The sequence below is a fragment of the Variovorax sp. GW821-FHT10C12 genome (assembly GCF_059415405.1).
The window spans coordinates 124,492-145,893 of the sequence record NZ_JBWKNE010000009.1; the positions used below are offsets into that span (position 1 = coordinate 124,492).

Annotated in this window: 19 protein-coding genes; 9 read left to right on the forward strand and 10 right to left on the reverse strand. The window is 67.1% G+C overall.

Annotation, left to right across the window (positions count from 1 at the left end; translation table 11 throughout):
• Positions 1-29: 29 nt before the first annotated feature.
• The gene (locus tag AC07OH_RS27885) at positions 30-1,418 is read right to left on the reverse strand and encodes a hypothetical protein (protein WP_495302863.1); all 1,389 of its coding nucleotides are present in this window, start codon (positions 1,416-1,418) and stop codon (positions 30-32) included.
• Between the two features lie 130 nt (positions 1,419-1,548).
• Here AC07OH_RS27885 and AC07OH_RS27890 point away from each other — a divergent pair, with 130 nt between their 5' ends.
• Complete coding sequence (locus AC07OH_RS27890) at positions 1,549-2,589, forward strand: endonuclease/exonuclease/phosphatase family protein (RefSeq protein ID WP_495302864.1); 1,041 nt, start codon at positions 1,549-1,551, stop codon at positions 2,587-2,589.
• Between the two features lies 1 nt (position 2,590).
• On the opposite strand, the gene AC07OH_RS27895 is transcribed toward AC07OH_RS27890, so the two are convergent.
• The 5 genes from AC07OH_RS27895 to AC07OH_RS27915 all read right to left on the reverse strand — a co-directional run bounded on the left by AC07OH_RS27895 (position 2,591) and on the right by AC07OH_RS27915 (position 7,695).
• Positions 2,591-3,661 (reverse strand): ABC transporter ATP-binding protein, encoded by a 1,071-nt coding sequence (locus AC07OH_RS27895; protein WP_495302865.1) that lies wholly within the window; start codon positions 3,659-3,661, stop codon positions 2,591-2,593.
• A gap of 19 nt (positions 3,662-3,680) precedes the next feature.
• Positions 3,681-4,532 (reverse strand): carbohydrate ABC transporter permease, encoded by an 852-nt coding sequence (locus tag AC07OH_RS27900; RefSeq protein ID WP_489058200.1) that lies wholly within the window; start codon positions 4,530-4,532, stop codon positions 3,681-3,683.
• Positions 4,529-5,401 (reverse strand): carbohydrate ABC transporter permease, encoded by an 873-nt coding sequence (locus AC07OH_RS27905; protein WP_489058199.1) that lies wholly within the window; start codon positions 5,399-5,401, stop codon positions 4,529-4,531. The genes AC07OH_RS27900 and AC07OH_RS27905 overlap by 4 nt, the downstream gene beginning before the upstream one ends.
• A 43-nt stretch (positions 5,402-5,444) precedes the next feature.
• The gene (locus AC07OH_RS27910) at positions 5,445-6,830 is read right to left on the reverse strand and encodes an ABC transporter substrate-binding protein (RefSeq protein WP_492680605.1); all 1,386 of its coding nucleotides are present in this window, start codon (positions 6,828-6,830) and stop codon (positions 5,445-5,447) included.
• Between the two features lie 121 nt (positions 6,831-6,951).
• The gene (locus AC07OH_RS27915) at positions 6,952-7,695 is read right to left on the reverse strand and encodes a FadR/GntR family transcriptional regulator (RefSeq protein WP_489058195.1); all 744 of its coding nucleotides are present in this window, start codon (positions 7,693-7,695) and stop codon (positions 6,952-6,954) included.
• Positions 7,696-7,843: 148 nt separating this feature from the next.
• Here AC07OH_RS27915 and AC07OH_RS27920 point away from each other — a divergent pair, with 148 nt between their 5' ends.
• The 5 genes from AC07OH_RS27920 to AC07OH_RS27940 all read left to right on the forward strand — a co-directional run bounded on the left by AC07OH_RS27920 (position 7,844) and on the right by AC07OH_RS27940 (position 12,548).
• Positions 7,844-9,580, forward strand: a complete 1,737-nt coding sequence (locus AC07OH_RS27920; protein WP_495302866.1) for an IlvD/Edd family dehydratase — start codon at positions 7,844-7,846, stop codon at positions 9,578-9,580.
• A 196-nt stretch (positions 9,581-9,776) separates the two neighbouring features.
• Positions 9,777-10,688 carry a 2-dehydro-3-deoxygalactonokinase gene (locus AC07OH_RS27925; RefSeq protein WP_495302867.1) on the forward strand — a complete coding sequence of 304 codons (912 nt, stop codon included), beginning with the start codon at positions 9,777-9,779 and terminating at the stop codon, positions 10,686-10,688.
• Complete coding sequence (locus AC07OH_RS27930) at positions 10,685-11,326, forward strand: 2-dehydro-3-deoxy-6-phosphogalactonate aldolase (protein WP_495302868.1); 642 nt, start codon at positions 10,685-10,687, stop codon at positions 11,324-11,326. The genes AC07OH_RS27925 and AC07OH_RS27930 overlap by 4 nt, the downstream gene beginning before the upstream one ends.
• A gap of 44 nt (positions 11,327-11,370) precedes the next feature.
• On the forward strand, positions 11,371-12,108 hold the full coding sequence (locus tag AC07OH_RS27935) for an aldolase (protein ID WP_495302869.1): 738 nt from the start codon (positions 11,371-11,373) through the stop codon (positions 12,106-12,108).
• Positions 12,109-12,221: 113 nt separating this feature from the next.
• Entirely contained in the window at positions 12,222-12,548 is a 327-nt protein-coding gene (locus AC07OH_RS27940) for a hypothetical protein (RefSeq protein WP_495302870.1), read from the forward strand.
• Between the two features lie 6 nt (positions 12,549-12,554).
• Here AC07OH_RS27940 and AC07OH_RS27945 read toward each other — a convergent pair whose 3' ends face one another.
• From AC07OH_RS27945 to AC07OH_RS27960, 4 genes are all read right to left on the reverse strand, one after another.
• Positions 12,555-13,262 (reverse strand): SDR family oxidoreductase, encoded by a 708-nt coding sequence (locus tag AC07OH_RS27945; protein ID WP_099791483.1) that lies wholly within the window; start codon positions 13,260-13,262, stop codon positions 12,555-12,557.
• A 35-nt stretch (positions 13,263-13,297) separates the two neighbouring features.
• On the reverse strand, positions 13,298-14,722 hold the full coding sequence (locus AC07OH_RS27950) for an MATE family efflux transporter (RefSeq protein ID WP_070062482.1): 1,425 nt from the start codon (positions 14,720-14,722) through the stop codon (positions 13,298-13,300).
• Positions 14,723-14,737: 15 nt separating this feature from the next.
• On the reverse strand, positions 14,738-16,054 hold the full coding sequence (locus tag AC07OH_RS27955) for an MFS transporter (protein WP_495302871.1): 1,317 nt from the start codon (positions 16,052-16,054) through the stop codon (positions 14,738-14,740).
• A 114-nt stretch (positions 16,055-16,168) separates the two neighbouring features.
• On the reverse strand, positions 16,169-16,624 hold the full coding sequence (locus tag AC07OH_RS27960; RefSeq protein WP_489058186.1) for a MarR family winged helix-turn-helix transcriptional regulator: 456 nt from the start codon (positions 16,622-16,624) through the stop codon (positions 16,169-16,171).
• A gap of 75 nt (positions 16,625-16,699) precedes the next feature.
• On the opposite strand from AC07OH_RS27960, the gene AC07OH_RS27965 reads away from it, so the two are divergent.
• The 3 genes from AC07OH_RS27965 (at position 16,700) to AC07OH_RS27975 (ending at position 21,377) form a co-directional block, all read left to right on the forward strand.
• A complete protein-coding gene (locus AC07OH_RS27965; protein ID WP_369629653.1) occupies positions 16,700-17,266 on the forward strand; it encodes a PaaI family thioesterase in 567 nt (188 codons plus the stop codon).
• A 60-nt stretch (positions 17,267-17,326) separates the two neighbouring features.
• Positions 17,327-20,032, forward strand: a complete 2,706-nt coding sequence (locus tag AC07OH_RS27970; protein WP_495302872.1) for a phage head spike fiber domain-containing protein — start codon at positions 17,327-17,329, stop codon at positions 20,030-20,032.
• Positions 20,033-20,315: 283 nt separating this feature from the next.
• Complete coding sequence (locus AC07OH_RS27975) at positions 20,316-21,377, forward strand: Fe(3+) ABC transporter substrate-binding protein (protein ID WP_495302873.1); 1,062 nt, start codon at positions 20,316-20,318, stop codon at positions 21,375-21,377.
• The last annotated feature ends 25 nt before the right edge of the window (positions 21,378-21,402 follow it).

Below are 21,402 nucleotides of genomic sequence, written 5' to 3' on the forward strand. Positions count from 1 at the left end.
CAGCGCGCGCCGATGTGTCATGACGGCGCTCATTGTTCGACCGCTGTGATCTTCTTGATGCCTTCGGAAGGCGGCTTGGCCGCGACCTCTCGAACCTGTACGGCGTAGCCGTAGTCGGTCAGATAGACATAGGTGTCGGTCCGACCGAGCGAGTCGGGCTGCATCCGGCACTCCAGGCGCTTGGCGTCGCCGCTCAGATCGGGATGAAATTCGGCGGCCGCACTGACGCCGGCGACTTTGCAGACCGTTGTGTAGTCGTAGGTCACTCCGCCGATCATGCTGAACAAGCTCAGTTTCTTCGTCTCGTAGCGCAACTCCGAGCCCACGGCCATGCGTTGCCAGTCGCCCGTCAACGTGAGCTCGGTCATGGCCTGGCTGATCGTGTCGGAGCCGGGAAGAAAGTTGACGAAGCTGCTCAGGTCGACCAGGCCCAGGAATGAAGCGGTCTGCGACCGCGTGCCGTCCGCGGGGCCTGCGCCGGTCTTCGTCCGGGTTCGGAACACGGAAGCCGTTGTGTCCGCCGCAATCTGGAGCTCGCTGCGGGTCGGCGTCGTCTTCCCGTCGCGGGTCCAGGTGCCTTCGAGCACGACACGCTTCAGGCGCTTGGGCGCCGGTGGAAGCCCCAGCTGGGAAACGGCCTGAATCACCGCCGGGTTCGGCGGTGTCAGGCCTGCGGGATCGGGCAGCGCCTTGGCGCGAGAAGTGAAGGCAGGCAACGCCTGTCCTGCCGAAGCACCGCCACAGGCCGCCTTGAAGAGCGCCTTGTAGTCCGCATTCGTGTCGCCGCTGACCGTGTACGACTTCGCCCTGTCGCCTTCAACCCGGCCGTCCGTGACGCGGCCGCGCTCGTCGATGTCGAAGCCGCTCACCTGGGCATAGGACTGCGATGAGCACGCGAGCCTGAAGCGCTCGCGCTTCTGGCCAAAGGGTGCCCGGTAAGGCAGGTCGAAGTCCATGCGCGGATAGTCGAACGCGCCCCAGAAGAGCAAGGCGCCCTCGGAGGCCTCGACGCTTGCGATGTCGATGAGCGTGAATGTGCCGTCTGCGCCGCGTTGCACTTCGCGCCAATCGGGTGGGGTTGCGCGGCATGCGCGTTCGACCGCCGGCTGCGCTTTCAGAGCCAACGCCTGGCGCTCGTCCAGTTCCTTGCGCACGCCATACCGCCGGCCGGTCACTGGATAGCTGCGGCCCGTGCGCAGGTCGGAGTAGAGCAACCACGCCTGCGGCGCATTGCACGCGACCGTGAAGTTGCGCGTCTCGGGCCCATCTTCCAGGGCAAAGGACACATGGTCCTCGACGCGCAGCAGGCTGTGTTCGACAAGGCTGCCGCCGAAGGACATCGAGGGATGGCTCCTGGATGCGCAGCCCGCAACGAGCAGCGCCGCCACAGCGCAGGTGGTGATATGGATGAGCTTCATGCATTCCGCGCTGGGCGGCTCCCTGGTTTCGTTGTTATTTCTTGCGGCCAGCCTCGCCATCGAATGACATGGACGACATGGCGGGCGCACCTCAGCTTGAAATCCTAACCCGGGACACAATCGCGTTTCCATGCCATACATCCCGCCCAACTACGCCACGCTCTTCGTCGCCACCTGCAACCTGCTCAACCTCGCGAACCCCAACCGCGTGTACTACGAGAACCAGGACGCCTACAACGAGCGCGAATACGAACGCAAGATCGACTGGATCGGCGAGCGCATCCATGCGCTCAACGCCGACGTGCTCGCGGTGCAGGAGGTGTGGGACGAGGCCGCGCTGAAGGCCGCCATCGGGCGCAGCGGCCTGCGCTACGACTTCGTCTCGGTGCCGGGCGCCGAGAACTCGCCGCCGCCCGGCAGCCCGCCGGGCACGCCCGGGCGGCCGGGCGCACAGGGCACGCCGCGCGTCGGCATCGTCACACGGCTGCAGGTGGACAGCGTGCAGTCCTTTGTCGACTTTCCCCCGGGCTTCGGCGTCGAGGTGCCGGGCATCGGTGCGCACACGCGCTTCGAGCGCCCGCCCCTGCTGGTCACCGTGCGCATGAAGCACGGCCAGCTGGTGCATGTGCTGACGGTGCACCTGAAGTCCAAGCGCCCCAAGTTCCTGCAGGACGCGCAGGGCAACCACCTGGAAGACCGCGACGACCGCAAGATCGGCGCCATGGCCTCGTTGCGCTCGCTGCTGATGCGCGGTGCAGAAGCTGCGGCCCTGCGCTGCATCGTGATCGACCTGCTGCAGGGCACCAACGTGCCGCTGGTGGTGATGGGCGACTTCAACGACAACCCGCACAGCGTGACCACGCAGCTGGTGGCCGCCACCTCCGAAGTGGCCTACGACAAGGCCGCGCGCGACGTGGCGCTGTTCAACGCCTACGAGATGCAGGGCGAGTCGGCGCTCAAGAAGGACGTGGCCTATTCGCACATCCACCAGGGCTTCCCGGATGTGCTCGACCAGATCCTCGTGAGCGAGGAGTTCGTCGCCAGCAGCCGCCACAGCCTGGGCGACGTGCGCCGCGTCGACTACTTCAACGACCACCTGCACGAAGGGCGCGACCGCTCGCGCTCGGACCACGGCTTCGTGCGCGCGCTGCTGCGCCTGCGCACCGACTGAATCACCCCATGCGCCGGCCGGTCTCGCGGTCGAACAGGTGCACGTTCCCGGCGTCGATGGCGAGCTGCACCGTCTCGTCGGGCCGGGCATCGACGCGGCCATGCACCGCGAGCACCAGCTTCGACTCGCCCACCTGCACCAGCAGTTCGGTCTCGGCGCCCGTGGGCTCGACCACGATCACCTTGGCAGCCACGCTGTTCGCGCCGCCGCCGAGCGTGATGTCGCCGGGGCGCACGCCGTAGTGCACCGGCTGGCCGTCGGGCGCCGACGTGCCGGCCGGCACGGGCCAGCGCGCGCCCTGCGCCTCGACATGGCATTCGCCGCCCACGCGGCGCACCGTGCCCTCGATCACGTTCATCGACGGCGAGCCGATGAACTGCGCCACGAACAGGTTGTCGGGCCGGTCGTACAGATCGAGCGGCGTGCCGATCTGCTCGACGATGCCGTCGTGCATCACCACGATGCGGTCGGCCATGGTCATGGCCTCGATCTGGTCGTGCGTCACGTAGACGGTGGTGGTCTTCAGGCGCTGGTGCAGCGCCTTGATCTCGGCGCGCATCGCCACGCGCAGCTTGGCGTCGAGGTTCGACAGTGGTTCATCGAACAGGAACACCTTCGGGTCGCGCACGATGGCGCGGCCCATCGCCACGCGCTGGCGCTGGCCGCCCGAGAGCTCGCGCGGGTAGCGCCCGAGCAATGCGTCGAGGTTCAGGATCTTCGCGGCGCGCGCCACGCGTTCGTCGGTCACCGACTTCTCGGCGTTGCGCAGGCGCAGGCTGAAGCCCATGTTCTCGCCCACCGTCATGTGCGGGTACAGCGCGTAGCTCTGGAACACCATCGCGATGTCGCGGTCCTTCGACTCGAGGTCGTTGACCACGCGGCCGTCGATCATGATCTCGCCGCCGCTGATGTCTTCCAGGCCGGCGAGCATGCGCAGCAGGGTCGACTTGCCGCAGCCCGAGGGCCCGACCAGCACGACGAATTCACCGTCGGTGATGTCGAAGCCCAGGCCCTTGATGATCTGGGTCTTGCCGAAGGATTTCTGGATATTGCGAAAGGATACGGAGGCCATGTTTTGTCCCTGAAATCGTTCAGCTCTTGACTGCGCCAGCCGTCAGACCGCCGACCATGTAGCGCTTGAAGGTGTAGTAGATGGCCGCAGGCGGCAGCGCGTAGATGAGGCCCGTGGCCATCAGCAGCTCCCACGGCGAATCGTCGGCCGAGAGGAAGTTGCCCAACGCCACCGCCAGCGTCACGCTCTTGTCGTTCGACAGCAGCAGGAAGGCGTAGAGGTATTCGTTCCACGCCAGCAGCAGCGAGTACGTGCCCACGGCCACCAGCGAAGGCACCATCAGCGGCAGGTACACGAGGCGAAACAGCTGCAGCGGCGAGGCGCCGTCCATGCGCGCGGCCTCGTCGAGCTCGTAGGGCAGCTTGTCCGACGCCTGCTTGAGCACCCAGATGCAGTACGGCGACGCGATGGTCACCATCGCCAGAATCAGCGCCCATTGGCTGTTGAGCAGGCCGTAGTTGCCCATGGTCTTGTACATGGGCACCGCGAGGAAGGCCGCGGGAATGAAGTAGGTGAACAGCGCCAGGTTCATCACCGTGCGCCCGCCGCGCACGCGCAGCCGGCTGATGGCAAACGCGGCCGTGGTGGCCACGAACAGCGTGATGGCGCCCACCGATAGCGCGATGACCAGCGAGTTGCCCAGTTGCACCCAGAAGTGGTCGAGATAGAAATGCTTCTGGTGAAACACCGTGCTGAAGTTGGCCAGCGTGGGCTTGGTCGGCCACAGGTGGCCGGAGGTGGCCGAGTCCTTGGACGAGAAGGCGAACAACGCCATGTGATAGACCGGAATCAGCGTCCACAGCAGCACCGGAAGGCCGATGAGCAGCAGCTTGGCCTCGGTCGCTATGGCCTTGGGGGTCCAGCGTTTCATTTCGAGAGCCTCTTCATCATGAAGTACACGAGCGGGAGCACCAAGGGCATGGCGACGACGATGGAGGCCATCGACAAATCGACCTGGTCGAGCCGCAGGTAGCGGATGCCCAGCGTGGCCAGCACGTGCGTCAGGTCGGCAGGGCCGCCGCCGGTGAGCAGATACACGCTGTTGAAATCGCCCAGTGTCCAGATCATCGAAAGGATGAGCGACGTGACGTAGAGCGTCTTGAGCGCGGGCCAGCTCACGAAGCGGAACTTCTGCCACGACGAGGCGCCGTCCACCGACGCGGCCTCGTACTGTTCGGTGGGAATGGCCAGCCGCCCCGCCACGAGGATCAGCGTCCAGAACGGCAGCGACTTCCAGATATGGACCAGCATCGCGAAGCCGAGCGCCAGCGTCGGGTCGTTGAGCCAGTTGGGACCATCGGCGCCCGTGAGGCGAAAGATGGTGGTGTTGATCACGCCCCACTCGGGGTTGAGCATGAAGCGGAACGACAGGATGGTCGGAATCGACGGCATCGCCCACGGCAGGATGAAGATCGCCGAGACGATCTTGATCCACCAGCGCGAGGTGACGAAGAAGCCCGAGAGCACCAGGGCCACGAGCATCTTCAGGTTGATCGCCACGACCAGGAAGATGGCCGTGTTGATCACCGAGCGGAAGAAGATCGGGTCTTCGACCAGCTTCACGTAGCTTTGCGGATGGCGCGCGAGCCACAGCCCGTAGCCCACCGGGTAGAGCACGAACACCACGAACACCAGCAGGTAAGGCACGACCATCACCGCGCCCCAGAACTGCCAGCGCGCATGCCGCGCTCCAAGGTTGGCAACAGGCGCCGGGCCTGGCGCGGTGGTGGTGGTGCTCATGCGATTGCCCCCGTTGGTGAAGATGGTGCCGCGTGCCGCTGGCTTACTGCGCCGCCACCGTCTTGATGCGCGCGATCATCTCGTCGACCGCCTTGTCCACCGGCACCTTGTCGGTGACGACGCGGCTCATCGCCTTGGCCCAGACGTTCTCGTTGTTGATCACGGTGAAGCGGTAGTTCTTGGTGAACTCGAAGGTCACGGTGCCGGCGGCGTACTGGTTGAACACCGACTTGCGATGCGAATCGGCCTGCCAGAAGGGGCTGGCCTGCCCGGCCTTGGTGACCGGGAACCAGCGGCCCAGCGAGCCCTCGACGTACGGCGTGAGGTTTTCTTCCTGCAGCAGGAAGGCCACGAACTCCTTGGCGCGCGCCTTGTTCTTGGCGTCCTTGAACACCACGCCGGTCTTCACCGCCGTGCGGTAGACCATCTTGCCGCCGTCGGGCTTGCTCGGGAAGCCGGCCGTGCGGATGCGCTCGGTGTAGTTCTTGCGGGCTTCTTCACGCTGCTCGGGCGTGAGCGTGGCGTTGTTCGAATCGTCGAGCCACTTGGCCGGCAGCGAGATGGTCGCGTTGTGCGTCATCACGGTCGTCTTGTTGTGGAACGCGACGTTGTTGTCCGGGTCCTTCCAGCTTGTCGACGACGGCGGCGTGCAGCCCGTGAGGTAGGGCTTGGTGTAGTCGGTCATGGCGCTGATGAGGCCGGCGCGCACCTTCGGGTCGTCGACCAGCAGCTTGCCGCTGTCGTCCACCAGCTTCACGTTGTAGGCGTCCATGAAGGTCAGGAACGAATAGAAAGCGTCGCTCGAATCCACGCCCATCGGCATGCCGATGCCGAAGTTGCGCTTGCCGCTGGCCTTGCGGCTGGCGGGCTGCACCTTCTCGCACCAGAACGACCAGTAGTCGTTCCAGGTGGTGGGAATGTCGCTTTCCTTGAAGCCGGCTTCGGCGAGCATGTCGAGCCAGTACTCGATGTGCATCGTCTGCTGCTTGATCGGGAAGGCGTAATACGCCTTGGTCTTGGTCTGGTTGTTGTAGAGGTTCGTGGTCTCGATGGTGTTGGGCGCGAAGCGGTCCTTCATGGGCGTGAGCACGCTGCCGATGTCTTCGAGCTTGCCGTCGAAGGCCCACTTGCCGGTGACCTGGAAGTCGTACACGTCGGCGTACGCCACATCGGGCGGGCTGCCGGAGTCGAGCGCGGACACGGTCTTGGGGATCATGTCCTGCACCGGGTACTGCGACAGCTCGATCTTCACGTTCTTGTTCTTCTCCTCGAACTTCTTGATGGCCGCGAAGAGCGCATCGTCTTCCGCCTTGTAGAAGCCCTTGACCCACCAGACGGTGAGCTTTTCCTGCGCGGCGGCCGGGCTGGCCGACGCCAACAACCCCAGCGCGACCAGCGTAGGCGCGATGAGCGACTTGACGAGTTTCATGGTGTCTGTCTCCTTCTTCTCGGGTGGGAAATGCTCGGAACGCGAGCGTGGGTGAAAGAACCTCAGATGCGAAACGGGGCCTGCGCCGCCGACGGGCACCCTGCCCGTCACCACGCGCCGTCTAGCTGGCCTTGAGCCGGGGTGGCGGCCGGCTCAGCCGCGGCAGGCGGCGGCGCGAGCCGAGCACGTCCTCGATGTCTTGCCGCGCACCGTCGATGAGCCGGATCACCGCGCGCTCGGCCTTGGCCGGATCGTGCGCGATGACCGCGTCCAGCACCGCGCGGTGCAGCGGCAGCGAGAGCGCCGGGCCGTCGGGCTTGGCGGTCGATATTTCGAAGCTGGTGCGCAGCAGCGCGCTGAGCGCCTTGCTCATCTGCGCCAGCATGCGGTTGCGCGCGGCACTGAGCAGGCCGGTGTGAAAGCGCAGGTCGAAGGTGACGTAGTCGCCGCCGTTCTCGACGGCGTCCTTCATGCCCGCGTAGGCACGCTCGATTTCCTCGATGTCTTTCGGTCCCGCGCGTTCAGCCGCAAGGCGCACGGCCGCCGGCTCCACCACGCGGCGCAGGTCCTGCAGGTCGCGCAGGAACTCGGGCGTGAGGCCCGCGCGCGACTGCCAGGTGATGACGTCGGGGTCGAACCAGTTCCACTTGTCCTGCGGCAGCACGCGCGTGCCGACCTTCGGCCCGGTGGAGACCAGGCCCTTGGCCGCGAGCGACTTGATGGCCTCGCGCACCACCGTGCGGCTCACGCCCAGTTCTTCGCCGAGCAGCGGCTCCGCGGGGATCGACGCACCGATCGCATAGCGCCCCGCCACCACGGCTTCGCCGAGCAGTTCGAGGGTGCGGCCATGGATGTTCTTGATCATGTGCGATGTGAATTTCGGTATCCCGCCGTTCCAAAAATTCAGGCTCTGGCAGGCTCTCCACGCTTATCATATGATGATTGAAATTGCATTTCGGCAGGACAAACCCTGAGGTCTGCCGCCACAAAATCAGCAGTTGGAGACAAACCCCATGAGCACGATTCCCAAGAAAAAATCAGGTGAGTTGCGCAGCCAGCAATGGTTCGGCCGCAACGACCGCGACGGCTTCATCTACCGCAGCTGGATGAAAGGCAAGGGCGTGCCGCACGACCAGTTCGACGGTCGCCCGGTCATCGGCATCTGCAACACCTTCAGCGAACTCACGCCCTGCAACTCGCACTTCCGCACGCTCGCCGAGCAGGTGAAGATCGGCGTGTACGAGGCGGGCGGCTTCCCGCTCGAGTTCCCCGTGATGTCGCTCGGCGAGACGCTCCTGCGCCCCACCGCCATGCTGTACCGCAACCTCGCGAGCATGGACGTCGAAGAGAGCATTCGCGGCAACCCGCTCGATGGCGTGGTGCTGCTCATGGGCTGCGACAAGACCACGCCCGCGCTGATGATGGGCGCGGCCAGCGTCGACCTGCCGACCATCGGTGTCTCGGGCGGCCCGATGCTCTCGGGCAAGTGGCGCGGGCAGGAACTGGGCTCGGGCACCGGCGTGTGGCAGATGAGCGAGCAGGTGCGCGCCGGCACGCTCAAGCTGCAAGACTTCTTCGAGGCCGAGAGCTGCATGCACCGCAGCCACGGCCACTGCATGACGATGGGTACCGCGAGCACCATGGCCAGCATGGTCGAGTCGCTGGGCATCGGCCTGCCGGGCAACGCGGCCTACCCTGCCGTCGACGGCCGCCGCAATGTGCTGGCGCGGCAGGCAGGCCGGCGCATCGTCGACATGGTGCATGAAGACATGAACATGTCGAAGATCCTCACGCGCCAGGCGATCGAGAACGCGATCAAGGTCAACGCGGCCATCGGCGGTTCGACCAACTTCGTGATCCACCTGCTGGCCATTGCGGGCCGCATCGGTGTCGAGCTCACGCTCGACGATTTCGACCGCCTCGCCGCCGACCTGCCCTGCCTCGTGAACCTGCAGCCGTCGGGCCAGTTCCTGATGGAAGACTTCTGCTACGCGGGCGGCCTGCCGGTGGTCATCAAGGAAATCGCCGACCACCTGCACAAGGACATCCTCACCGTCACGGGCCAGAGCGTGTGGGAGAACGTGAAGGACGCCGAGAACTACAACCCGCAGGTCATCCGCACCCAGGCCGAGCCCTTCAAGGACAAGGCCGGCATCTGCGTGCTGCGCGGCAACCTCGCACCCAACGGCGCCATCATCAAGCCCAGCGCGGCCACGCCCGAGCTGCTGGTGCACAAGGGCCGCGCGGTGGTGTTCGAAAGCGCCGACGACCTGCACAAGCGCATCGACGACGAGAACCTGGACATCGACGAGCACTGCATCATGGTGCTCAAGAACTGCGGCCCCAAGGGCTACCCCGGCATGGCCGAGGCCGGCAACATGCCGCTGCCGCCGAAGGTGCTGCGCAAGGGCATCACCGACATGGTCCGCATCAGCGACGCGCGCATGAGCGGCACCGCCTACGGCACGGTCGTTCTGCATACCGCGCCTGAAGCGGCTGCAGGCGGCCCGCTGGCATTGGTACAGGACGGCGACATCGTCGAGCTCGACGTGCCGAACCGCAAGCTGCACCTGCATGTGAGCGATGAAGAACTGGCGAAGCGCCGCGCGAAGTGGGTCGCGCCCAAGGCACCGCTCGACTCGGGGTACTGGAAGCTGTACGTCGACACGGTGCTGCAGGCTGACCAGGGAGCGGACCTGGACTTTCTGCGTGGTCGTCGTGGGGCCTTTGTGCCGCGCGACAATCACTGAGGTCGGGCTTCGGGACGTGATCGCGGGTGGATCGGCCCGCACGGCGACCGCGCCTCTCGTGATCAGGGCACTGGGTGCTTCCCGCAGCGAAACCAAGGGGGAGGGGCGGAAGCCCGCAGGCCGGGGGACATTCGCGGAGGGAGGTACCCGGTGGCCTGGGCACGCGCCCCGAAACAACCTCTCAAAGACGACAGACATGACACGACTCATCGCCATCGACTGGGGCACAAGCTCGCTACGCGGTGCATTGCTCGACCCGAGCGGACAGGTCATCGAAGAGCGCAGCGACGCCCGCGGCATCCTCACCGTGCCCGAGGGCGGCTTCCCTGCCGTGTTCGAGTCGCTGTTCGGCGACTGGATGCGCCTGGAAGACACGCGCTGCCTGATCTCCGGCATGGCCGGCAGCAAGCAGGGCTGGGTCGAAGCGCCCTACTGCCCCTGCCCCGCCGGCCGCGTGGAAGTGGGCCGCAAGATCATCGACATCGACGCCCTCCCCGGCGCGCGCATCGCCATCGTGCCCGGCCTCAGCGACGAGCACGCCGGCGTGCCCGATGTGATGCGCGGCGAAGAGGTGCAGATCCTCGGCGCGATGACGATCACCGGCCTGGACGACGGCGTCTTCGTGCTGCCCGGCACCCACAACAAATGGGCGACGGTCAAGAAAGGCCGCGTCGCCGGCTTTCGCACCTACATGACGGGCGAGTTCTACGCCCTGCTGAGCCAGCACTCGATCCTGGGGCGCACGCTCGACGCCGCCGCGCCGCTCGACGAAGCCGCGTTCCTCGAAGGCGTGACGCGCTCCGAGAACGGCCATGGCCTGCTGCACAACGCCTTCGGCACCCGCACGCTCGCGCTGTTCGAGCGCATGCCCAAGGAAGAACTGTCGAGCTACCTCTCGGGCCTGCTCATCGGCGAAGAACTGCGCACGCAGTCCGTGCAGGCCGTCGGCGAGGTCGTGCTCATTGGCTCCTCCACCCTCACCCAACGCTACACCCTGGCCCTGCGCGCCACCGGCGTCGCCACGCGCACGCTCGGCGCCGAAGCCACCTGGGCCGGACTGCACACGCTGTCCGGCTTTCTCGACACCGACAGGACACCCGCCCCATGACCACGCCCCTCGACAAATTCAACGCCGCGATGCAGGCCCTGCCGCTCGTGGCCATCCTGCGCGGCCTCTCGCCCGCCGAAGCCGCCGACGTGGGCGATGCCATCGTCGAGCCCGGCTTCCGGCTGCTCGAAGTGCCGCTCAATTCGCCGCAGCCGCTGGAGAGCATCGCGCTCATGCGCCAGCGCTTTCCCACCGCGCTGGTCGGCGCGGGCACCGTGCTTGAAGCAAAGCAGGTGCGCGAAGTGCATGCGGCCGGCGGCGAGCTGATCGTGTCGCCCAACTTCAACGCCGACGTCATCGCCGAGGCCGCGCGCCTGGGCATGGCCTGCCTGCCCGGCGTGATGACGCCGACCGAAGCCTTCGGCGCGCTCGCGGCCGGCGCCACGGGCCTCAAGCTGTTCCCGGCCGAGCTGGCCTCGCCCGCCGTGGTCAAGGCCCTGCTCGCGGTGCTGCCCGCCGGCACGCCCGTGATGCCCGTGGGCGGCATCGCGCCCGACAACATGGGCGCATGGCGCGCGGCTGGCGCGGCCGGCTTCGGCATCGGCTCGTCGCTCTACAAGCCCGGCAAGACCGCCGCCGCCGTGCGCGAGGACGCGCAGCGCTTCGTGGCCGCCTGGGCCGGGCTGGTCCGCGCCTGATCCGACAAGACCCATCCACCACAAGAAAGAAGGAGACCCCCGCGATGTCCGCCGATTCCGAATACGCCAGCCCCGCCGTGCGCCAGTTGCGCGAAGACCTCGCGCTCGCATTGCGCGCCGCGGCCCACCACGGGCTGTCCGAAGGTGTGTGCAACCATTTCAGCGTGTTGCTGCCGGGCGCACAGGACCGCTACCTCATCAACCCGCGCGGGTTGCACTGGAGCGAGATCGGCCCGGACGACATCGTGCTGATCGACGTGCACGGCGAAGTGCTCGCGGGCCGCCACCGCGTGGAACCCACCGCCCTCTTCATCCACGGCGCGGTGCACCGCCTCACGGGCCACGCCGTGGTGCTGCATTGCCACATGCCCTACGCGACGGCGCTCACGCTCACGGTCGACCGCGCGCTCGACCCGACCGCCAGCCAGAACGCCATGCGCTACATGAACCGCATCGCCATCGACGCCGAGTACAACGGCCTGGCACTGGACGACGCCGAGGGCGAGCGCATCGCGCGCGCCATGGCGGGCAAGGACGTGGCCTTTCTCGCGAACCACGGCGTGATCGTGGCGGGCGGCACCATCGCCCATGCCTACGACGACCTGTACTACCTGGAGCGCGCCTGCCTGCACCAGGTGATCGCGCAATCGACCGGGCGCCCGCTGGTGCCCGTCGATGCCCAGCTGGCCGCGCACGTGGCGGCGCAGATCCAGGGCGAGCGGGAACAGTCCGACCTGTTCTTCGAGGCGCTGCGGCGCATGCTGCCGGCACCGCAACGCTGAAAAGGCGTGCGCGCAGCGGCTTACAGCTCTTCATGCGATTTCGCTTGCGGCTTACAAGAACTTCACATAATGGCGCGACGATGAGGCATCGCAATCACTCCCCAGGAGTCGCCATGAAAAAGCTGACATTCGCCTTCGGTGCTGCCGCCCTGCTGTCGCTGGCCGCCCTCACCGCGCCGGCCCATGCCCAGGCCGGCGGCCCGTTCATCCAGGCCCAGGTGTACGTGACGCCCGCGCCGCCGCCGCGCCATCACTACTACGCCCCGCCGCCGCCCCCGCGCCACTACCACCCGCGCTACTACGAAGGTCCGCGTCGCCACGGGTACTACGACCATGGCCGCCGCGGCTGGGACGACCGCCGCCACGGCCGCCGGGACAACGACGGCGACGGTGTGCCCAACCGTTACGACCGCCGCCCGAACAACCCCTACCGCTATTGACGCACTTCAGACCGGCGGGCTCGCATACGCGGGCCGCTCGGTCGACAGGCTCTGCTTGAGCTGGCGCGTGACCTCATCGGCCAGCACCTCGGGCAGCCCCGCTTCCACGCCCGCCAGTGCCTGTCGCGCCGCGTCGTCGGGCGAGGTCTTGGGGCCGGGCATGCGCGCCGCCATGTCGGTGTCCATGAGCGCCACGTGCAGGCTCGTGACCTGCGTGCCCTGCCCCGCCAGTTCGTTGCGCAAGCCGTTGCTCAGCGACCAGGCCGCCGACTTGGTGGCGCTGTAGGTCGCCACGCCGGGGAACGTCGTCCAGGCCAGGGCCGACAGCACGTTGAGGACCGCACCCCCGCCGTTCGACGCGAGCACCGGCGCAAAGGCCTGCGTGAGCGCCCAGGGGCCGAAGAAGTTGGTCTCGAACTCGGCGCGCGCCGCGGCCACTGCGTCGGGCGATCCCAGGAAGCTCGATCCGCGCGAGATGCCCGCGTTGTTGACCAGCAGCGTCACGTCGCCGCAGGCACGCACGGCAGCTTCAATCTGCGCGGGCTGCGTCACATCGAGCGCCACGGGCACGACGCCCGCGAGCGTGATGCTCTTGGGGTCGCGCGCGGCCCCGTAGACCTTGCGCGCGCCGGCCGCGAGCGCCGCCTTGGCGAACGCCAGGCCGAGCCCCCGGTTGGCACCAGTGATGAAGACGACGGAATCCTTGATCTGCATGACGAGCCTTTCGTTGAAAAGAAAAAGCGAGCGCTTCAGGCCTGCGCCACGCGGCGCAGCAAACCCTGCGTCGTGCGCGGCCAGCCGACACGGCCGAACCACGCACCGCCCGCGATGGCCGAGGCGATGACGATGCCATACACCACCAGCGCCACGCCCTGCGCCGCGAACACGCCGGTGAGCCCGCCGCCCCAGCGCAGCGCCAGCCAGCCGCCCGTGCCCGCCACGGCGAGCCGCGCGATGTTGCCGAGCACCGGCCACAGCAGCCGGCCCGCACCCTGCGAGGCGAAGTACAGCACCAGCCCGACACCGAAGAAACCGTACAGCGGCCCCACCACGCGCAGGTAGTGTGCGCCGGTCTCGAGCATCACGGGGTCGTGGCCGAACAGCATCAGCCACGGGCGCGGGAACAGCGCCGCAGCCAACCCGATGACCTCGGCCATGCCGAAGGCCAGCGCCGCGCCAGCCCAGGTGGCACGCAGCGCACGCTCGCGCAGCCCTGCGCCCATGCAGGTGCCGACCATCGCGACCAGCGGCGCGCCCAGGCCGAACACCAGCGGCACCAGCAGGTACTCGAGCCGCGACGCGGTGCCGTAGCCGGCCAGCGCGCCTGCGCCGAAATGGCCGGTGAGCGCGGTGGCGATGCCGATCGACAGGTTGGTCGCCACCGTCGACACCGTGCCCACCAGCCCGATGCGCAGGATGTCGCGGAACAGCGGCCAGCGCATCTGGAACGCCGCCAGCGTGGGCCGCAGCAGGCTGCGCGGCGAGCGCAGGTAGGCGATGAGCGCGAGCGAGCCCAGCAGGTAGTACAGCAGCAGCGCCAGCGCGCCGCCCGCGATGCCCATGCCGCCCCACGGCCCGATGCCGAAGATCAACAGCGGCGACGCGGGAATGAGGAACACCACGCCCACCACCGTCACGTTGGCCGGCACCGCCATGTTGCCGGTGCCGCGGATGATGGCGGACAGCGAGTTGAAGAGCCACACCAGCACCGCGCCCGCGAACACCCAGTTCGAGTACGTGAGCGCAGCTTCCAGCGCGGCGCCGGTGCCGCCCATCACGCCGTAGAGCCAGCGCCCGCCCAGCAGCAGCGCGAGCGTGAAGCACAGGCCGAAGCCGATCGCGATGACCACCGCATGCCACACCAGCGCATCGGCGTCGCCCCGGCGCCGCGCGCCCAGCGCACGCGCGATCGACGAGGCGATGCCGCCGCCCATCGCGCCGCTGGAGGTCATCTGCATCAGCATGACGATGGGGAACACCAGCGCCATACCGGCGAGCGCATCGGTGCCGAGCTTGCCGACGAAGTAGGTCTCGATGAGCCCGACGGAGGCCTGCGCCAGCATCACGAGCACATTGGGCGCGGCCAGCCGCAGCAGCGTGGGGATGATGGGCGCCTCGAGCAGGCGGCGCGTGCGCGGGTCGAGGTCGCCGTTCGCTTGTTGCGTGGTGGTCATGCGGGTCTCCGGCGGTCAGGCGCGCGCGGCGGCGTTGGTGGTGGCCGCGGCCGGTGCAGCGGCGGTCTTGGCGGGACGGCGGATCGCCATCACGATCAGCGCCGCGAGCAGGCAGGCCGCGCCGGCCGTGTACAGCGCGGGCGTGTAGGTCAGCAGCAGCGTGCGCGCAAAGCCGGCGCCGTAGGCCGCGGTGGCCGCGCCCAGCTGGTGGGCCGCGAAGATCCAGCCGAACACCAGCCCGACCTTCGCGGGCCCGAAGGCGGCGCCCGCGAGCTTGACGGTCGGCGGCACCGTGGCGATCCAGTCCAGGCCGTAGAACATCGCGAACAGGCCCAGGCCGTAGATCGTGAATTCGGAATGCGGCAGCCAGAACAGCGACAGCCCGCGCAGGCCGTAGTACCAGAAGAGCAGCTTGCGGTTGTCGTAGCGGTCGGAGAGCCAACCCGACAGGATGGTGCCGACGAAGTCGAAGGCGCCCATCATCGCGAGCACCGAGGCGGCGGGCACGGCGCTCATGCCGTAGTCGCCGCACAGCGAGATGAAGTGCGTCTGCACCAGGCCGTTGGTGCTCAGGCCGCAGATGAAGAAGGTGCCGGCCAAGATCAGGAAGGTGCGGTTGGTCGCCACCTCGCGCAGCACGCGAAACGGCGTGGCGAAGTTCATCGTGAAGGCGGGCGCCGGCGCCGGCTGCGTGCCGGGCGCTTCACCGTAGGGCAGCAGGCCGATGTCCGATGGCCGGTTGCGCACCAGGCACAGCGCGAGCAGCGCGATCACCACGCTGCCGACCACGATCGGCACGATGGCCGAGCGCCAGCCCCAGTGCTCGATCATCCAGGCCGCCAGCGGCAGGAAGGCCAGCTGGCCGGTGGCCGCGCTGGCCGTGAGCATGCCCACGACCAGGCCGCGCCGCGCGACGAACCAGCGGTTGGCCACCACGGCGCCCAGCACCAGCGCCGTCATGCCGGTGCCCAGGCCGAGCATCAGGCTCCACAGCACGAACAGCTGCCACAGCTGCGAGGCCGTGGTGACCAGCGCCATGCCCAGCCCGACCAGCGTGAGGCCGGCGCACATCACCGCGCGCAGGCCGTAGCGCTCCATCAGCACCGCGGCGAACGGGCCCATGAGGCCGAACAGCGCAAAGCGCAGCGCGAGCGCGGACGAGATCTGCTCGGTGCTCCAGCCGAACTCCTCGCCGAGCGGCTTCATCATCGCGCCCGGCAGGCCGAGCGCGGCCGACATGGTGAGCATGGTCAGGAAGGTGACGGCGGCGACGATCCAGCCGTAGTGGATGCCGCGGCGCTGCAGCCATGCGGAGACGTGGGTGGCGAACATGGGACCTCTGGAACTGTTGGAATGGGTCGGGGGAGAAACGAAGAGACAGGGAATCCGGCCGCGCGGCTTCAGGGGCGCGGAACGTGTTCGTTGTTGGGGGTGGCGGGAAGAGCGTCAGTCCTGCACGTCGACCGGCTCGCCCGTGCCCAGCAGCGCGAGCGATTCGTCGATGAGCGTATGTAGCGCGAGCACGCGCTCCACGCCGAGCAGCGCATTCAGCTTCTGCTGTGCCGTCTTCCAGTGCTGTTGCGCCTCGCGCCACTTGGCATCGCCGGCATCGGTGAGCGACACCAGCCGGCTGCGCGCATCGGCGCCCGCCACTTGCGCCACCCAGCCCGCGGTGATCAGCGGCTGCAGGTTGCGGCTCAGCGTGGAGGCGGTCATCTTCAGTTCGCCCGCCAGGTCGACCGGGCGCATCGGGCCCAGGCGCTTGAGGTGCGACAGCAGCGAGTACTGCGTGGTCTTGAGGCCGCTGCGCGACACCTCGGCGTCGTAGTGCTGCGTCAGGCGGCGCATCAGCTGGCGCGTCTTGAAGCTGGTGCAGCCGCGGGGTTGGGTGGGTGTGTCCATGGGGTATTATTGTATGTGCAACTATTGCATATGCAATCAACCCCTCCCCGCAAAGCCCCCAGCAGGAACACAGGCATGACGCAGCAAGCTTTCACCGACACCCCCTCCCATCTGCTCGACGCATGGATCGCCGAAGAACGGCAGATCGCCGAGCGCCTCGAGAACGGCCCCGGCCCCGGGCTCGCGCGCCCCGAGCAGGTCGCCGGCAAGACCGGCCTGGAGGTCATGCAGGCCATGCTCAACGGCGAGATTCCCTACGCCGCCATCGCCAAGACGCTGGACTTCACCATCGTCTCGGTCAGCCGGGGCATCGCCATCTTCCAGGGCACGCCGCTGCCCCAGCACCTGAACCCGCTGGGCACCATTCACGGCGGCTGGGTCGCCACGATGCTCGACTCGGCGCTGGGCTGCTCGGTCCACACCATGATGCCGCCCGGTCGCGCGTACACGACAGCCGAACTCAGCGTGAACTACGTCAAGGGCCTCACGCCGAAGGTGCAGCGCGTGCGCGCCGAGGGCAAGGTGATCCACTGCGGCAAGCAGCTCGCCACGGCAGAGGCACGGCTGGTCGGGGCGGACGGCACGCTGTATGCGCATGCGACGACGACGTGCCTGGTGTTCGAGGTGCCGGCGGGGCGGTGAGGCGAAGCCCCCGTCTTCGCTGATCTGCAGGGCGCCCCGCCCTCCTCTGAAGGCCGACATATGTCGGCCTTTTTCGTTGGGGCGTTCGGCGAGAAAGTCGTCATCGCCAACCAAGGAAAAGACTGCCATGGCCGCCATGGGCTGGCCGGCGGCGGAACCCTCCGCCGCCGAACCCGAAGGCACCGCCTGCGTTCGCGCGAGGCAGCCCGCAGAGGACCCAACCAGATGACAACGACACTTACCGAAAAGACTTTTGCCGAGCTGTTCACCTATGCGGGCGGCACGAACGGCTCTCGCGTCAACGCCCAAGGCTTCATCGAGCCCTGTGCCACGCCGCGCTTCGACTTCGATCCGATCACGAAGGTGGCGAAGGGGCTGCTCATTGAAAACGCGCGAATCAACCAATTGGCGTTTTCGTCGCGATTTGAAAACGCGGCCTGGGCGAAGACGAGCGTCACCGCCGTGCCTGGCGCAGCCCAGGCGCCGAACGGACGTTGGGATGCCTGCAAGCTGACCTTGCTCAACGGCGGGATCGCATCCGTGGGCCGCGCGTCGCAGACGACTGCCAAAGCGGCGGCCGCAATCACCTACACCTTTTCTTTCTATGCGAAGGCCGCAGGCTCCTCGAATGGATGGTCCTTTGCTTCCGGCGCGACAACAGGCGAAAGAATCAGCTTCGCCTTCGACCTGTCGGCCTTGACCATCTCTCTCTTCACCATCTCTGTCTTTACAGAAGTGTCGAAACGGATCGTCGATGTCGGCGGTGGGTGGCGCAGGGTCGAGATCGTCTTCACGACGGACGCATCCGCGGCGCTGACCGCGGCGGTCTACCCCGGCGCAGCGGCTGCCGGCACCGGTCCCGGCGACGGCGTCGCCGGCATCTACATCTGGGGTGCGCAGCTCGAAGTGGGTGCGTTCGCCAGCTCCTACATCCCCAGTTGGGACGGGGTCACGGCACGGGCCTCCATCGGCAGCTACTACGACGCCAAGGGCATCCTGCGCTATGCGGCCGCAGGCGTTGCGCGCAACGGCTACGAGCCGTCGAATCTGGCGTTGCCGCCTGTGCTGATGGTGGAAGAGCAGCGCACCAACATCCTGCTCAAGAGCAGTGACATGCATTTGGTTCCATGGTTCTTTGCCGGCGCAGTCTCACGTGCGACCGGCAAGTTGGCCCCCGACGGGACATTGCGAGCCGTCGAGGTCTCCGGAACACCTACCGGATCATTGGGCCAGTCGGCGGCTGCTACATCGACGGTGATGACGTTCTCCGTCTATCTGAAGAACGTATCGAGGAACGCTCCAGTGTCGCTACAGCTGCGCAATACGACCACAGCGGCGCAGTTCACTTTCGGCTATGCCACGCTTCATGGTGGCAGTCCTTCTATCTCGGGCAATGGGTGGGAAATGCGGTCGGTGGGCGGCGGATGGTTCCGCTGCGCATTCACCCAGTCTACGGGGATCACCGTCGGCGATACGCTTGCCATCTACCCATTTCATGTCGGTGACGGCACCGACCACGGTGCATTTCAAATCTGGGGCGCCCAGCTTGAAACGGGTGCCTTTGCTACAAGCTACGTTCCGAGCGTCGAGACCTTTACCGGACGTGCTTCCATCGGGACCTACTTCGATTCGACCGGCGCAATGAAGACCGCTGTGGCCGGCGCAGCGCGGATGACCTACAACCCCGCCGACCCGACCATTGCGCCTTGGCTGATGCAGGAGGCGGAGGGGGCGAACCTGTTCACCGAAAGCGAGTTCCGCAACGGTGTTTCGGATGCGCCAACCCGCAATGGTGTGACGGCCACGACTGTAGATTGGCTCGGATTCACTACCGGGCTTGCATTCCAAGCACCGACCGGCCCATACAACTACGCGGTCAAGGCGGCCACCCTTGCCGCGTCGACGACTTACGTGGTTTCAGCCTTTGTGAAAATGGACGATGGCCTTCCGCCAGTTCTCGGTCTGGGGGCAGGTGCGGATTTGGCGATGGTGATCGCCAACGGTGCTGTTGGAACAGGAGCCACATCGGTAGTGCACGTCGGCAATGGTGTCTACAAGGTCTCTGGCTGGGCGACAACTGGCACAGCACCCGCCGGTGGCGCCGGAATCTACAAGTACGCCGCCAACAGTGCGCGGACCTTCAAGGTCACCGGATACCAGCTCGAACAGGCCTCGTTCGCGTCAAGCTACGTTCCGACCACGACGGCCCCGGTGACCCGTCTCGCTGACGCGGCAACCTCGGTCGCCGCAACCCGCCAAGCAGACACCGCGACCTCAGCTGCCACGACGCGCGCAGGCGACAACGTCCGTGTCGATACGAGCAAAGGCTGGTGCAATGCAGCCGAGGGCACGATCTTCATGGAGTTCGGGCGCCCGCTCATGGGGCCCGCGGAGTCTCGGACCCTGGTGGAGATCGGAGCCACGTCCTCGAACCGTCTTGGCATCGGCTTCAACCCTACCGGCACCGCACACGCCGTTTCGGTGACCAACGGTGTCGTCGGGCCCAGCACCTCGACAGCCAACCTTGCTGGCACGCCGGAGGGCGGCACGGTGAAAGCGTCGATCAGCTACGGCGTCGACGGAATTCGTTTCGGGTGCAACGGTCAAACGCTGAGGAAGGTTGCGTTGGCGGCAGTCTCACCCTTTGCCTTCCTCGGGATCGGGAATCTCTGCTACGGGGGCAACCAGCCCTTCTTTCATGTGCGCGCACTGCGCTACCAGCCGCAGAAGCTCACTGACGCGGAGGTGGTGGCGCTGACGGCATAGGAAAGAGCCCCGCGCCTGCCCTTGCTTCTTGGGACGTCATTCCGTTTCAACGGGCGTGACGGAATGACAGTCGCGTGGTCGCGCTACTGGCTGCCAAGTCCTTGCGGAGCGCTTCATCTTGACGGCCTGGAGCCCTCATCCGAGCGCTCCACAGTAAACCCTCAACCCGTAAGCCAAAGGAAAACCCACCCCTCCCTGTCAGTGATAATTGTTCGCATCAGCGACGCACCCGCCGTCGCCGATGCCTTTCCTAGAACACCTCACCGCACCTGGAGGATCCTTCATGACCGACCGTTCCGGCCCCCAGGGCCGCGTGGCGCACGCCCTCCTCGGCGTTTCCGCCGCCTGGCTCGCCCTCACCGCCCTGCCCGCGCACGCCGCCAATGACGAGCTCACGCTCTACACGACGCGCGAGCCGGCGCTGATCCAGCCGCTGATTTCGGCGTTCAGCGCGCAGAGCAAGATCAAGGTCAACACGGTGTTCGTGAAGGACGGCCTGCTGGAGCGTGTGAAGGCCGAAGGCGCGCGTTCGCCGGCCGACGTGCTGATGACGGTGGACATCGGCAACCTCGTCGACCTCGTCGAAGGCGGCGTGACGCAGCCGGTGAAGTCGGCCGCGCTCGAGTCGGCCATTCCGGCCAACCTGCGCGGCGCCGACGGCCAGTGGTTCGCGCTCTCGCTGCGCGCGCGCGTGCTGTACGCCGACAAGAACCAGCCGCTGACCAGCTTCCGCTACGAAGACCTGGCCAACCCGAAGTACAAGGGCAAGGTCTGCATCCGCGCCGGCCAGCACCCCTACAACACGGCCCTGGTGGCCGCGATGATCGCGCACGACGGCGAGGCCAAGGCCGAGCAATGGCTGCGCGGCGTCAAGGGCAACCTGGCGCGCAAGGCCACCGGCGGCGACCGCGACGTGGCGCGCGACATCCTCGGCGGCATCTGCGACATCGGCGTGGCCAACTCGTACTACGTCGGCCAGATGAAGAGCGCCAAGGAAGGCACCGACGCGCGCAAGTGGGGCGACGCCATCAAGGTGATCCGCCCGACCTTCGCCAACGCCAAGAGCGGCGGCACGCACGTGAACATCAGCGGCGCAGCCGTGGCCAAGAACGCGCCGCAGCGTGCCAACGCGGTCAAGCTGCTCGAGTTCCTGGTGTCGGAACCGGCCCAGGCGCTGTACGCCGACGCCAACTACGAGTACCCGGTGCGCAAGGGCGTGGCCCTCGACCCGATCATCGGCCAGGCCATCGGCGAGCTGAAGGTCGATCCGCTGCCGCTGACCGAGATTGCCAAGTACCGCAAGCAGGCCAGCGCCCTCGTCGACAAGGTCGGCTTCGACCAGTGACCTGCATGGCCGGGCACACCGTGCC